A 15602-nucleotide genomic window follows, 5' to 3' on the forward strand; every position below is an offset into this window, starting at 1 on the left:
TGATTTGAATATGCCTCAAATGTATGAAACAAAAAGTACTTTGCGATACAAAGCATAAATAAAAGATTCACTAGATCAGAAGACGCAGGGAGAATTAATCCGTTATACCGTATGCTTTACGGATATCCAGTTGGAGGGTGTTGGCAGCAGGAAGTGCATGTATACCGGCCTTATTCATCGTTAATCCAGCGTAAGACAGGTATTGCTGATAGTTAACAGGAGCGGGCGTTTCCACATATATGAAGAAGTCGGCCAGGGATTGGCCGGCAATGGTTTCACATGTCTCCCGGAACTCTTCCGGTGTAAATCCACGTTGCAGTTGCAGGTAATATTGCCGGTATAAAGCCCGCATCACATCATCCAGCGATTGCTGATTGTGCGTAGCATGACGGATCCGCAGATCCAGCAGGAAGGCAAGCACCGGTCCTTTTTCATAGCAGGAAATAGTTTTGGCCGGATCACCGCCAAAAGGACCATCATCCCAGGTTTCATAGCTGGCAGCGGTAACAGATTGTACCCTGTTGCCCGGACGTTGCTCACACGACTGTATATGCCCGTGCAACGCCTGCAGCAGGTTGGCGCCTGACATTAATCCAGCCCTTTGCAGCACCAGGTACTCATAGTAGACAGTGAACCCTTCCGACACCCACAACAGTTTTGTACGATTAGCGGCATCATAATTAAAAGGTCCCAGTTCCACCGGGCGGATCCGCTTTACATTATAGTGATGAAAATATTCATGTGCCAGGAAACTATAGGTCCGCTGACGCGCTGCCTGATCATTTAATTCGTCGCCGGTAAAAGATACTGTCGTTGAATTCAAATGCTCTATCCCACCCTGGCCTGGCCCGATTCCCAGGAATGTGTAGTGGTTGTAGGGAATATCCCCGATGATTCCGGCTGCTGTGCTGACTATCTTTTCCAGGTCGTCCATGAACTGGGCGCGGTTGAAGTTACCTGGCTGAAAGGCCGTAAAATAATGAGGGATCCCTTTTACTTTAAAAGCGGGAAAAGATTCCAGCTCCCCTATCAGCAAAGGACTATCGTACAGCACATCATAGCTGGCAGCTGTATAAGTATGCTTACTAAGTGTATCCATTCCCGTTGCCACCTGCCAGTTGCCATATGGCTGTACGGTGAGCACAATGGGGCTCCCTGTTTTCCCCTCCGGATGCATAAAAACACCCGCCGGTGTAATATAGCCGTGATCTTTATCCAGGTAGCTGGTCGCTACAAAATTGCGGTGGGCGCCTATCTTATAAGTGATCTTTATTTCAGCGCCGGGTGTATGAACGATCTCCCAGCTGTTGGCGTTTGTTTTGTGCCACCGCAATGTATCATTAGCAGTGTTATATACATGAAAATCTTTTACCTGCCCGGCATAGTCCATCAGTTGATAGTAACCGGGTGTCCACACCGGGAGCTTCACCGTGGTGCGGGTGGTGCTGTCGGTTTTATAGTTCATTTCCACTTCGTATATACCGGCAGCCGGCTCGGGCATGCGCACATTGAACGCAATGCGCGGTGATTTCAGGCGGATAATATTCACCGACAATGCGGGTACGCTCCAGTTGAACTGTGCCGCCGCGTTTTGAATAGTAGAAGTATGCGGCGTATACGCTTCCGGCGATGCAAATGAATTCTCTGCATCCGGTTTATCTGCCGTCAATGTAATCACTTGTGCAACGGGACTCACAGAAGCTCCCTCCAGCCGGATATCTGCATCTACGACACTTTCACCGGCATTCACGATCTTGAGGATGATATCGCCGTTCTTTTCATCCCGGCCTGCAATGGAAAATAATTTTTGCGGCTCGCGGTAGGTCATGAGCAGTGAATTATCTACAAAACATTTCACTTCATCATTGCTTACCTCGAGGCGGATATCATACCAGCGGCCGGATTCTAACGGGGCTTTCAGGCGCACCGGATTACTGATACCGGCCACGTCGTATCCGTTGGTAAGACTTTCGAACATGGCATTGGAATTCAGCCAGGAGCCTATATGTGCGCGTAAGCAGGTATTGGTATCCTTTACTGCGAAAGGAATAATAAAGGCATTGACCCCGCCGGTTTTACGGGCTTTGAGCGACAACGTATAGGCGTTAAAGTGGCGACCTTTCAAGATAGCCAGTTGTTGTGCACCGGCAGCTGTTTGCGCCAGCAGGCCGGATTGTTTTTCCCACTTGCCCCTTACCGGGAGCCAGCCGGTTAGCTGCGGATCAAGGCGACTGTTATACACCGTATCTCCCTGTTGTACGACGGTGATATCTTTATATTCTGCTTCTGTATCCCAGGTAGCGAGACCAATACTTCCTGAAAATTTCGGTGTTACATTCTTTTCCGGCAGCAGGGTGGTTGTTACCGGGTAGTTGAAAGTGGCTTTATGATCATTGAGCATGTTGAGCGTGTAATAGGAGATCCTTGCGAAGCTGGCGCCTGCGTTGAAGTGAATGAGGTTCACCGGCCAGTCCACATCATGTTCATTGACCAGTAAAGGTGCATAGCTACTCATCTTTACCAGGTCGGCATTTTTCTCCATGCTCATTACATACACGGCATCGCTGAGGGCCGCCTGCATGTTACCGTTGCCCACACCGGCGTTGGTGGCATACTCCCCTACATACATCTGCCAGCTGCCACGTTTGTATTTATCGAAGTGATCAAAGTTGCGCAGGCTCCAGCCGGCATCTTTATAGGCATGTTCGTCCACGATATCTGTATGCTGCATACTATCGAGGGTATGGCGGTTTACATCACCGATGCCCATGCTGGCAATAATTTCTATTTGCGGGTATTTCTTGTGGATGGCGTCATAAAAAAGGTTATACCGCTTTGCATAATCAGGGCCATGTTGCTCATTTCCCCACCTCTACGTACCTGAGCGGAAACGGCGCCGGGTGGCCATTGGCGGCACGTTGTTTTCCCCAGCGGGAAGTAACCGGACCAACCGCATATTCAATTGCATCCAATGCACTTTGAATATAGGGCGCTACGCTATCATCTGGCACAAAGGTGCCGCTGCGGTATTCACAGGAAATGCCCACATTAAAAACATACAATGCGGCGGCGTTGATATCTTCACAGAATTGCAGGTATTCATGATATCCGAAGCCATTACTGCTCCAATAACCCCATGGGCTATACGAAGCCGTGCGCTGCTCCACCGGGCCAATCGTAGTTTTCCAATTGGGGGCACTTTCCACGGTGATACCTTCCACGTAACAACCGCCCGGCCACCGTACAAAGGCAGGCTTCATTTTTTGGATGAGCGTGACGATATCCGCCCGCATGCCGTTGGGGCGGTCACGGAAGGTATGCACCGGGAACAGGGATACCATATCCAGCAGCAGGGTGCCGTTTTGATGAAAAGTGAGTACCAGCCGGCCGGCAGGATCACTTCCCTTCGCCGTAAAAGTAGCGTTATATTTTTTCCAGGAAGAGGAACTGCTGATCTGCAACACGGTATCTGCCAGGACTTGTCCTGATGCGGATTGCAGCGAAGCAGTTACTTTTCCCGTATAGCCTTTAACGGTATTTGCGAAGAAGGACAACCGGTAGGCGGCTCCCTTTTCCACGTTCATGCCCCAGAAGCCTTCATTCACCAGGGCTGCACCTCTCCCGGTTATCTTCACCTGCATCGCATGCGGCGTTGCGGCATTCAGCGGATGATCCGTTACCAGCGACAGCTGTGCATTGCTTTCCGCATGCCAGGCCGGCCACCGGCTTTGCAGCGGCCATTCCATTTTCCAGTCCGATACCTGGCCATGCAGCATAAAATGCGGCTTTTGCGGGAAAGGCACCAACCAGCCATTTTCCAGCTTTGTGCCGGCGGGAATGCGGTGATCTTCAAAGCCGCGGTTTTGCACCATTTCAGCATATAGTCCTCCTTCGCCGGCATGACTGATCTCTTCAAAGAAAACGCCGTGCAGGGTAGCCGGGATAGCGGCGCCCTTTTCCGTAGCATTTACAGTGATTGCAGCCCTGTTCTGGGCAATGGCGGGGCTACTTCCTGCAAGCAGGCAGATAACGGCCAGAAAGCCTTGTTTCATGCGATTCATATATTACTCAACGATCCATTCGTGTATTCCGGTGGCATTATCTGCCGGTAATTGTATTTCCAGTTTTAAGGCGGTAGTAGTTACCGGCTCAAAAGTGATCACATTATACTTATCCTTTTCCACCGTGTAGGGCGTTTTGGCATTTACCGGTTTCCATTCGGCTCCCTGCTTGTAATACAGCTTCCAGGCAGCAGGTACCCTGCATCCACCAAAAGGACCGTCGTCGTACCAATACACTTTGGAACTGCTTACGGTATGAGTGCTGTCGAACGTATACTGCACCCATTCTGTAGTGCCTTTGGCGGGCCACCAATGCAGGTAAAGAGCGCTGTTATCCTTGGAATCTTTTGGCTCGTACTGATCGTTCAGGGCCATATACATGCGCTGATTTTTTACAGACGCTGTTACCTTACTTTTGGAAGCAATGGTGGGTGCAGGTTTTGGACGGGCAGCCGAAGCTTCAAACGGAATCCATACGGTCATTTCAGCAGGACCGCGGTTAGCCCAGGAAAAATAGGGTATAGCCGTTACCGTTTGACTGCTGTTAATCAGCGAATCGGAATGCAGTTGCCGGCTGGCGGAATTGCCAGGCATTTGGAGGGTCATTACCCCACTGAGCAGATCCGGGCGATACACGGGAGAAACCAATGCCTGTTTATCCACTACAATATTCTGTACGGTAGCATCTTTATTATCCGGTCCTTCCAGGCAATACATAATAGGGCCGCGTTCCAGTGCAAAGCGGGAGTGGTCGTCCTTTACTGCATCGGCAGCCAGGATCTTTCTTACTTCCATCGGGAACTCTAGTGTCACCTTATCTCCTTTCTTCCAGGAGCGGCTGATCACCGCATAACCTTTTTCTGTCTTGTAGTCGATAGGGCTGCCATTGAGCAGGATGGGGATTTTTACGGCTGAACTGTCGTCTTCAAAATACAGGTTGCCTGGTACCGGCCTGTTTTCCGCCCAGCCCGGAATACGCACCCGGAGCGAGAATGTGGTAGGTTTGGCAGTATTGATAGTGATGTCATCTTTTCCATTCCAGGGATAATCCGTTTGCTGTACGATATTTACTTTACCGGCTTTCAATTGAATAGTAGCGGAGTCGCCCACAAAAAGATTTACGTACAGGTCATTGTCTTTCTGCGCATACACATACCCCGGCATAGAAGGCAGGAAGCGGGTCATATTGGAAATGCAGCAGGCGCATCCAAACCAGGCGCTTCGCTGATGCTGTCCCATAGAGGCCAGCGGGTTGGGATAAAAGAAACGGTCGCCGCTGATGGATACCCCGGAGAGCAAACCGTTGTACAGTGTACGTTCCAGCACATCAATATATTTCGAATCGCCGTGCAGGAGGAACATGCGGCTGTTCCAGTATACGTTGGCAATGGCGGCACAGGTTTCCGCGTAAGCCGACATGTTCGGCAATTCATATGCAGCACCAAAGGCCTCTCCTGCGCCGGTGGCGCCAATACCGCCGGTGATATACAGTTTCCGGTCCACCACATCATCCCAGATATCATCAATGGCTTCCAGGTATTTGCGATCACCTGTTAAGGCGGCTACATCGGCCATACCGGTGTACATATAGGTAGCACGTACGGCATGTCCTACTGCTTCGTGCTGATCTGTTACTTTCTTGTTCGATTGACTGTATTCCTGGCTGTATTTGCTACCTGGTCCGCGAACGTCCAGGAAAAATTTTGCCAGGTCGAGATACGACTTATTGCCGGTTACCCTGTACAGGCGGGTGAGCCCTGTTTCCACGATCTGGTGGCCTGGGAATTTTTCCTCCTTTCCCCAGCCGAAGTCACGTACCAGCAGGTCGGCATTGCGGATCGCAATATTAAGCAGCGTTTTTTTACCGGTAGCCTGGTAATGTGCTACCGCCGCCTCAAACAGGTGACCTGAATTATATAATTCATGGCTCAGGTCCTCTTCCTTCTCCCATCTCTTGCTGCCAATCCATTCATGTGGTTTTGCCGCTTTCACCGTGCGGAAGGTATAGAGATATCCATCTTTCTCCTGGGCGGCGCCGATAATACTGATCAGTGTATCCAGGTACTTTTCCAGACCGGGATTAGGCTGCATCTGCAACCCGTAGGAAGCGCCTTCTATTACTTTATACAGATCGGTATCATCAAAGGTGTATTCGGTGAGCTTATCCCCAGGGATTTTACCTGCCGCGCGTAAAAAGTTATCGATGCGACCTGTCTTTTTACATTGCTCCAGCGTATACGGAATCGTTACACTGGCGTTGGTTCTTATTTTCGGCGCCCAGAAATTGTCATTCACCCTTACCTGCGTAAAGGCCACCGGTTTAATCGGATAATCTTTCTGCAACTGCGCCTGCACTATAGTGTTGGCCATCAGCATACCGAAGCCGGCCAGCGCCGCCTTTCCCCAAAATGATCTCATACCTTTTGTCTTTATAGTCTTCGAATATAATGTTTTATAACTGTCTAAATAACAATTATTTGTCATACCGCAGATGCTGATCCAGCACGGGATTTTACTGATTTTGCTCCTGGCAATAGGAAAATAGATAGTTATTCATAACATGAATGGATTCACGGTCGGCAAAATATATCCATCAAATATAATTGTCACAATGACATTTAAAAGTATTGATAAAAAAAGAGGAATACTGCGTAGATATTAACGAGTATTCCCAACATTTTGTCAATCCCTGAAATCCTGTCTGTCACCAAGTTTCCTGCAATCGATTACTACCTCCGCCAGGATAACTATGCTATCAATTTACCGATTATTAGTCGCTGCAGCGAAGCAGCACTACCCCATGCGGGGGGATATCTGCGGTGTAGGCAACGGGAATAGCTCCCAGGTTCCGCTGGGTCCATACATTCCTTGCCTGTGGCCGTGCAGGCATACCGATATCTTTCCACGGCACGGTGACGCGGCGGTATTGCCGGTCTTTATTAAAAATACCTATCGCCTTACTCCCATCAGCCAGCGGTTTCACCCATACTTCATAGTGCGCAGTAGCTATACGTCGCCCCGCAGCCATACCCAGCGTGTCCTGGTCGATAGCCAGCACTTCATCATTGGTAAGCAGGTTAAGCGTAAAAGTATCTATCCTGCTGATATCACACCCGATAAGCAACGGTGCGGCCAGCAAGCTCCATAAACTAACATGCGTATATTGCTCGTCCGGTGTAAGCCGGGAGGGATGCAGGTTTTCACCCCAGCCCACCTGCCCTACGATCATCATGTCCGGATCGTTCCAGTTACCGGGGCGGGCATACTTTTCAAGTGGATATTGTCCGAAGCCGATGCCAGCCATGCTTTCCCAGGTATCATCAATATCTTCTGTCGTGCGCCAGGTTTGTGCATCCACCTGGGAACCCCATTTCCACACTTCCCTCAGTCCGTACTGGCACAGGTTATACACAATATCACGCGGATACTTCCGGATGGCCCGCTGCATCACACGGAACGGGTGAATGAACGTTTCCCGGCTGGTATCGGCGGGCATCACCTGGTCGTAACTGCACCAGTCGTATTTAAGGTAGTCAATTCCCCAGCCGGCATAGGTGGCGGCGTCCTTCTCCTCATTCCGGTAAGAGCCCAGGAATCCGCCACAGGTAAGCGGACCAGGAGAAGAATACACTCCAAATTTCAATCCTCTGTTATGCAGCCAATCGCCCAGCCCTTTCATATCGGGAAACTTTCCGTTAGGAAGGATGCTGCTGTCGGCAGCACGCCGGGGTTGCTGCCAGCCGTCATCAACATTGATATAATTCCAGCCGTGATCGGCCAGGCCCTTGTCCAGCAGCGCCTGGGCAGAGCTTTTTACTTTTTCCTCACTCACGCTGAGTCCCCAGCAATTCCAGCTGTTCCATCCCATTGGCGGCGTTAATGCAATAACAGCGCCTGCCTTGAGCAGCAGCGACTGTGTAGCAACTCCCAATGCATTACTCACAGTAACAACTATACGATAATTGCCAGCCTCTTTTACCACGCCGGTAATCACGCCATGGACGCTGTCGATCGTTAACCCTTCCGGCAGCCCCGATACACTGAAATGAAGCGGTGTTGTTCCGGTGGCCGCCACTTTGAAAATGACGGGCGCACCCGGACTAACACCGTACACCGGGGCACTGTTAATCCGCGGTTCAGGCGCAGGCGCCGGGGTCTGGAGGTAAGGCACGTCCAGTTCTCCTTTTAGCTGATGCCCGGTAGCCGTTTCTGTGAAGCAATAACGTAAACGGATACCCGCTCTGTGAGGCGCCTCCATGATAAACGCGCTTTTTGAGCCGGGTGTAAGTGTCATGGCCTCCACATGGCTCGCAATCTTTTTTCCGGCCGCTATATCAAATATATCGCTGCGGAGTGTACCCTTTACCGTAGTATTGAACACATTCGTCAATTTCACTGGCAGCGATGTTTTCTTATCACGGAACACAATCTGGTCTTCCGGCAGCGTTAGCCGGATACCATCAATTTTCCGGAGCAGATCCACGTAAGGTATGCCCATAAAGATCCCTCCTGTACCACCGCCATCAAACACTCTTACAGCTATCACGTTTTCCGCGTCCCAGCGGATAGCGCTGTCTGAAGCCGGAATATGATACTCCCGGATGTATGGCCACTTGCTGACATAACCACCCACGTCGTGCGGGAAGCTACCGGTTTGCCCTACCCGCACGCCATTCAGCCAGGTTTCATCTACATCATTTACATGCGCAAGATAAATCCTCAATGAATCTTTCCAGGCAGCCTGCTGCTTCAGGCTGCGGGAAATCATCACCTTCATACGGTACCAGCCATATCCGTGATAGTCCGGGAATCCCTGCGACTGCCACACTTCACCGGTTTTTATCCGCTTCCAGTGACGGTCGTTGTAGCCTGGTGCAGCCCACTGCAGGGAGTCGCCTGTTGCAAACGCCGCTCCTTTCAACATCAGGGCATCAGGATGCTGGGCTATGGCAGGCAAAGCAAAACAGATCATTAATACTATAAACCATCTATGTTTCTTACACCCGGTCATTGTGTCTTTCTTTAGTTACTTATAACTTCGTCACGTTAGGCATTCTTATCGTCACTTCATAGCTGCCTTCAAATAGTATCTGGAAACCAAACCGTGGATTGGCTGCCCAGGCTTTGGCAGCGGCGCCATCCATCTTAATAAACCACGCCGGAATGCGGTAATAGATCAGGTAATTTACATAACCCGGGATCAGCTTGGACGGATAAGGAGCGATGGCATAGTCTGTGATCAGTGCTGTATCTGTTACAATCACCGGGTTAAACCTCGCATAGGAAGCAAAAGAGGGACGATCACCACGGGTAATCACTTCTCCGTTCTTCGGATTAAACAGTTTGCCGTTCTTATCCATGATCTTCAACATCACTTTGGTACCGGTAGCGGATACACGTTTTAATTCCATCGTTCCTTTCATCTCACCCGGGAAAGTATTGGTAACAGAGTCGAAACCGGGGATCACCGGTACTTCCGTCATACGGATATACTCCGGATCTTCAATGTGCAGCCGGGCCAGATTCTGGTATACCCTGCTCCCGTTTACATTCGTTGCCTTCACATCAAACTCATACACCCCATTGGGAATAAAGGCGGAAGGCGATTTAAACAGGAATCCGCCGTTTACCGGGTTAAACTCAAAAGGCAACTCCTGCAAACTGTCCTGTTTTGCGCGTAAAAGAGCAATGGTAGTATCGGTATCCGGGTCAAAAGACATTTTATCTTTAAATACCCATACCGGGTACCTGGTGTTAAATGCCGCCGGCAATTTGCCACCGCCCACCGGCCGTATATCCAGCATTTCAAATTTTACCGGTGGTGTGGATCCATCAAATAAAATACCGGGATAGCGGGCGGTAATCCCCTTCGGAATGAATATCTCCGGGCTTTTGTAACGGATACCATCGCTCAGAAAACCTTCTTCCACTTTGCTACATGCCGTATTCATCAATACAAATGCGATGATGGCGAATAAGATATATTTCATAGTCATCTTATTTTAGTTTTCCCTGTAAATGTAAAATCCCATGTTGGCGTTGGCCTCTAATACATGCACCATACCCGTAGCAGTACGCACTTCAGAAGTTTGCACATACGCGTAAAAATCAGGTTCTGTGTTCTCGGTACCATCCGGTACGTCTTCATCTGCCAGTCCGAATACCCGCCGTATCTGTATCCTGTTAGTAGTTGAACGGATACCGCTTACATCGATATAATACTTCTCCAGCAGCAGGAAATAATTACCCTCACTGTTGATGTTGGTGAAGCTCTTCTTCGTATAGCTCATAGCTTTTTTATCAAGTACGCCTTTGAATATATGCCGTCGCAGGAAGAACTTAATACTGTCTGTCGTCAAACTATCCAATGTGAATTTGATGTTCTCATTATTATACTTCCTTTGGATAGCGCGTGTTTGCTGCGCCAGGAAACTGGTCACACCCAAATTAGTGGGCGAAAAGAAGGTGATGTCGCCGTTGATCTCGTCTTTCATACCGGCGCGGTCAATCAGCATTACCACGGTATCCAGCACTTTACTTTCCTTCAGGAAATCGTAGGTCGACATCTTCCTGATCCTCTCCACGTCAGTATTACCTTCATTAACGAGGTAGTTATCTTTTTTACATGCTGCCAGGATCAGCAGTGATCCGAGTAACAGATGAATGATCTTCATGATGAATAATTTGGATAAAAATTAAATTTTACCTGCCCAGTATTTATTCTGTACCAGCAACCTGTTGTTATTGAACAACGCGGGATCCAGCGGCAGCAGGAAGCCTTCCTGGTTGTACCTGGAGGGCGTAAGCCAGGGAACCATCGACCGCTTCATTCTCACATCATCAAAATACAGCTGGCCTTCCATAAACAACTCGCGTGAGCGCTCCGTTATGATTTCATCCAGCAGGCTGTTGTAACTCAGCGGCGACTCGCTCACATACATTGCAGAGTCCATCTGTGGCAGGTTGCGCGAGCGGCGGAAACTCCGCAGCTGCGAATAGGCTTCTCCCAGTTGTCCTTTATACACGGCAATTTCCATGCGGTTCAGTAGCACATCTGCATAACGGATCAGGGAAACATTGTTATCCAGGTAAGGTTCCGCCTGTTGATTGGGATTGTTATAGATAATGTTACTGTATTTTGTAAAGATGGGTTGGGCGCCGTCTGCATCATATAGAAACAAGCTTCTGCGTATATCCGTATTAGGTAGTGTATCCTCCGGATTAGGTCCCGTTTGAATAATGCGGGGATACAGGTTACCAACGAAGCTGTTGCCCAGCAGCAGGTCGCTCCAGTCTGCTTTTGCCAGGACGGGAATCCTTAAAAATTTCATGGGCATCAGGTTGTTGGAACCTTCGTTATAAGCATACCGTGTATATAATTCAAAGATACTTTCGCGGGTGTTACCGGTAAATGCCTTTGCATACTGGATGCTGTCTATCTTCCCGTTGGGAGCCGGTAAGCCGTATAACCCACTGCCAATAATAGTTTCCACCAGTGCGGAAGCTTTGGCTACATCGGCCATATCGGGAGTGGCCTCAAACACCGGCTTTTTGATCACGCAGGCGCGCCACAGGTATACCTGGGATTGCAGCGCCATCACCGCAGCTTTATTAGGCACTGTGCCCCTGTTGGACTCCACTTCATATGCCATATCCAGGCAGTTGGCGGCCGAATCCAGGTCATTCAGGATTTGCTGCACCACCAGGTTCTTGTCTGTACGTGCCAGTGGTTTGTTGGCAATAGGATCAGGATCCGGTGTTAACACCAGTGGTACATCGCCAAAGGTGCGGAGCAGTTGGAAATAAACATAGGAGCGGATAAAAAGAGTTTGTCCGGCGATGTTTTTCCGGCCTTTTTCCGGATCATCGAGGAAGGTATCGTCCGGTACCAGTGGCAGTTTTTCCAGTATCAGGTTTGTTTGAAGAATAGTGCTGTAAAACCTCGACCAGTTCCGGAAAACATCCAGGTAGTTCATTTCAAATTTACCCACCTGTATGTTCCAGTCGGAGTTGGAAAAATAGGGTCCGCTCCTGATGATGATAAACTGATCACCCAGCGTCATGTCGCCCAGGTTATGAAAGTAATCCTGCTCAAGCATATTGGCGCGCAGCGAAGCGTATGCGCCTGCCAATGCCTTCTTCATATCATTTTCCGACTTCCAGAATTTCTCCTCGTAAGTAGTATCCTTTGGCTCCTGGTTCAGCATTTTCTTACACCCCGATAAAAATGCTGCCACTATAATGATGATAATAAAAGTCCGTTTCATAAAAAGTGTTTAGCTGTTTTTAAAATCCTACATCAATGCCCAGTGTATATTTATGCGGGCTCGGATAGCCGACACCGTTATACTCGCCGTAAGGGTTCACATTTTCTGCATCCGGTAATCTTTTGGAAGCCTGGAACATATACACATTGTCCATCAGGCCATAAAACCGCAGGCGGTTCAAATGCAGCGGCTTCAGGGCCTTTTCTTTGAGGGTATAGCCAAATGATACATTTTTGATCCTGAAATAATCACCTTTCTCCAGGAAGAAAGTTTGATCGGCACGATAGTAATAGCGGTAAGTACCGATATCCATTCTTGCATACTGGGCCTTATCACCGGGCTTACGCCAGATATTCATGGAAGAAAGATCTGACACCGCATATTTGGAGAACTCGTTACCGGAACCATCCCAGCCGTAGCGGCCATAGGTATCCGACTCATACAGGTTCAGCACATCTCTCTTAAACGTGAAAGTGCAAAGGAACCCGAAGGTGAAATTCTTCCAGTAAAAATTTTGCGTAATACCACCCGTGAGGAAAGGATTAGGATTGCCATACGGAATTTTATCTCCTGTGATACCTCCGTTAAAGGCATCGATAATACCATCGCCATCCAGGTCCGCAAAAATAAATTCTCCGGCTCTGAAAGGATTATTGGCAGCAGGATCATTCACTGCCCCCACCTGGAATTTCTTACCGGTGTATTTGTCAGTCGGCACATCATCATCGGTAGCGTATACGCCCAGTGTTTTCAGCAGGTAGAAAGTATTCACTGCTTTTCCGCGGGTGAGGATATGCGTGGTATTAAACAAATTGCCAAAGGTAAGATCACGATTGTTGTTAGGCATACTTACCACCAGGTTTTGATTCATACTTACATTCCACATGATTTCCCAACGCAATGCACTCTTCTCCGGCATCACATTCCTGAACTGGAAATTGATATCAATACCGGAATTGCGTAATTGTGCACCGTTGGTTTTGGCGGTGGCAATACCGGTAGTACTTTGCAGGTTCATATCAATGAGTCCCGCTTTGCTATTCTTCACATATACATCGGCACTGAAATAATATTTGCCATTCATCAGTTCTGCCTCTATCCCACCGTTCCAGCTGGCGGTTTTTTCCCAGCTGATATCTTTCTGCGCTACGCCACCAGAACCGAATTGCGGGGTAATAGTTACCGCACCGTTGTATGTATTGGGGCTCAATCCGCTGCCGTTATACCCGGCGGCGCCTACGTTATAAAGACTATACTGCAAATAATAATCGCCAGGCAGGTTACCCAGCACGCCATAACTACCGCGCAGTTTCAGCATGGACAACCAGCTGGAATAACGCCGCATAAAAGGTTCATTACTAATCATCCAGCCTGCTGAGATAGCGGGAAAATACCCCCATTTATTATCCGGTCCGAAGCTGGAAGCAGCATCACCACGCAGGGATGCGGAAAAGAGATAGGTACTTTTATAATCATAGTTCACCCTTGAAAACAGGGAGAGAATACCAAAGGCCGCGTAGGACGAACTGCCGTACAGATAAGGTCCCTGCGGGAAACCATTCACTACCTGGATTTGGTCACTGGCGCCGCGATCGCCGCGCGCATACGTGTTCTGGTAAGTGCTGTACTGTACTTCCTGCCCTACAATGGCGTTGATGGTGTGTTCCTTTCCTTTTCCAAATACAGCGTTCCAGTTCAGGTCATTAGAGGTGGTATAACTTTGCTGCAACCCGCTGCTAGAGGAAGCAGAGTTACCAAGGTCTGAATTCAGTTCACCCGGCACCGACACATCGCGGCGGCTCATTACCATCGACACTGAGTTACGCGAGCGGAACGACAACTGGCTGGATAACCGTAACTGCACAGAGATATCGCCATTTACCTGGTTATCCGTGTTGATATCCATATTACTGGAATAGCGTCCTAATACGCGCTGCAAGCTGTTTTCATCCGGTGCAAACAGGGAGGAGGGCATGCTTTGTCCTACTGCTCCAAAAAGATCTGCACTGCCGGAACCGCGTCCTCTTTCCATGCGGGCCAGCCGGATATTGGGTACGACTTCCAGCGCACCGTTTTTGGTACGTATAGAAGAGGAGTAGTTGAGCGTATAGCGTTTAAATCCCGAGGCTTTCACAATGCCATCTTCCATGTACATACCGGCCGACAGGCGATAAGTATTGTACTCCGTTCCCCCGTATACGTTAAAGTCCACGTTCCGCACAAATCCGTTGCGGTAAAACAAGCGTTGCCAGTCGGTCGACTTATTCAGATCCGGGTTCAGGCTGTCTGTCATGATGAGATTTTTATGCGTCAGCCTGTCGTAGTTATTTTCAAACGCATCATCATACAGGCGGATCTTTTCGCGGCGTTCTGCCGCGCCCACCAATATCTGGCGGAGTTTAGGGATCTGCGTTAAACCGCCATAGGCCGACACGCTGAAGCGCGGCGCACCGGTACGGGCACGTTTTGTTTTGATAATGATTACGCCGTTGGCGCCACGGGAGCCATACACAGCCGCGGCAGCCGCATCTTTCAGCACATCAACCGATTCTATTTCGTTGGGGTTCAAACCGGCGATATTGTTGGTACCGGTACCAATGTCCGGTCCCACCATATCATCGTTGAACTGCGGTACGTCATCAATTACATACAGTGGCTTGTTTAATATTTTATACTGATTGCTTTGGTAAGAAGTACCGATAGCGGTATTACCCCTCACGGAGATGGTGGGTGCCGCGCCGGGTTCCCCGGTGAAGTTCTGCACATTTACGCCGGCCATGCGTCCCTGCAGCAGTTGTTCAAAACTACCGGCAGGAATGTTTTCAATGTCTTTTCCTTTGATGCTGGAAACGGCAGCAGTAGCTTTACGCCGGTTCACCGTCTGATAGCCGATCACCACTACATCTCCCAGTGCGCCGCTCTGAGCGGTGAGCACTACGCTGAGATGTGTGCGGCCTTTTAATTTCTGTTCCTGTTTAAGATAGCCGATAAAACTGAACTCTAAAGTAGCATCAGGTGGCGCTGCCAGGGAAAATTCCCCCTTGTCGTCCGTAACTACCCCCTGGGAGTTCCCCTTAATTTTGACCGAGGCGCCGGGCAGTGGCCCACTTCTTTCATCTGTAATTTTGCCGCTGACTTTTACGTTCTGGGCAACAGATGGTAAGACCGCCAATAAGGCGATAAAGGCCATGACAATTTTTTGCATGGGATTAGGTTTAAGCAGTGTTGAAAAAATTCTGGTTGATATACGATGTTACAGGTCCGCACACAGTGC

8 protein-coding genes and 1 pseudogene are annotated in these 15602 nt (G+C 49.2%); all 9 read right to left on the reverse strand.

Annotated features, from left to right (window positions below; all coding sequences use genetic code 11):
- Positions 1–94: 94 nt before the first annotated feature.
- The 9 genes and pseudogenes from QFZ48_RS00395 to QFZ48_RS00435 all read right to left on the reverse strand — a co-directional run bounded on the left by QFZ48_RS00395 (position 95) and on the right by QFZ48_RS00435 (position 15533).
- A complete protein-coding gene (locus tag QFZ48_RS00395) occupies positions 95–2629 on the reverse strand; it encodes an alpha-L-arabinofuranosidase C-terminal domain-containing protein (RefSeq protein WP_429065440.1) in 2535 nt (844 codons plus the stop codon).
- Positions 2621–2830: pseudogene (locus tag QFZ48_RS00400) on the reverse strand (hypothetical protein); the annotation flags it as partial. The pseudogene QFZ48_RS00400 and the gene QFZ48_RS00395, both read right to left, overlap by 9 nt.
- A 28-nt stretch (positions 2831–2858) precedes the next feature.
- Complete coding sequence (locus QFZ48_RS00405; RefSeq protein ID WP_429060598.1) at positions 2859–4052, reverse strand: carbohydrate binding domain-containing protein; 1194 nt, start codon at positions 4050–4052, stop codon at positions 2859–2861.
- A 12-nt stretch (positions 4053–4064) separates the two neighbouring features.
- Entirely contained in the window at positions 4065–6479 is a 2415-nt protein-coding gene (locus tag QFZ48_RS00410; protein ID WP_429060600.1) for a glycoside hydrolase family 127 protein, read from the reverse strand.
- A 352-nt stretch (positions 6480–6831) separates the two neighbouring features.
- Complete coding sequence (locus QFZ48_RS00415; protein WP_429060601.1) at positions 6832–9018, reverse strand: putative Ig domain-containing protein; 2187 nt, start codon at positions 9016–9018, stop codon at positions 6832–6834.
- A 73-nt stretch (positions 9019–9091) separates the two neighbouring features.
- Complete coding sequence (locus QFZ48_RS00420; RefSeq protein WP_429046574.1) at positions 9092–10051, reverse strand: hypothetical protein; 960 nt, start codon at positions 10049–10051, stop codon at positions 9092–9094.
- Between the two features lie 12 nt (positions 10052–10063).
- Entirely contained in the window at positions 10064–10735 is a 672-nt protein-coding gene (locus QFZ48_RS00425) for a fasciclin domain-containing protein (RefSeq protein WP_370911265.1), read from the reverse strand.
- Between the two features lie 21 nt (positions 10736–10756).
- Positions 10757–12328, reverse strand: a complete 1572-nt coding sequence (locus QFZ48_RS00430) for a RagB/SusD family nutrient uptake outer membrane protein (protein ID WP_429046573.1) — start codon at positions 12326–12328, stop codon at positions 10757–10759.
- Positions 12329–12347: 19 nt separating this feature from the next.
- Positions 12348–15533 (reverse strand): SusC/RagA family TonB-linked outer membrane protein, encoded by a 3186-nt coding sequence (locus tag QFZ48_RS00435; protein WP_429046572.1) that lies wholly within the window; start codon positions 15531–15533, stop codon positions 12348–12350.
- Between the last annotated feature and the right edge of the window lie 69 nt (positions 15534–15602).

The organism is Chitinophaga sp. W2I13, from assembly GCF_050434005.1.
Lineage (GTDB): Bacteria > Bacteroidota > Bacteroidia > Chitinophagales > Chitinophagaceae > Chitinophaga.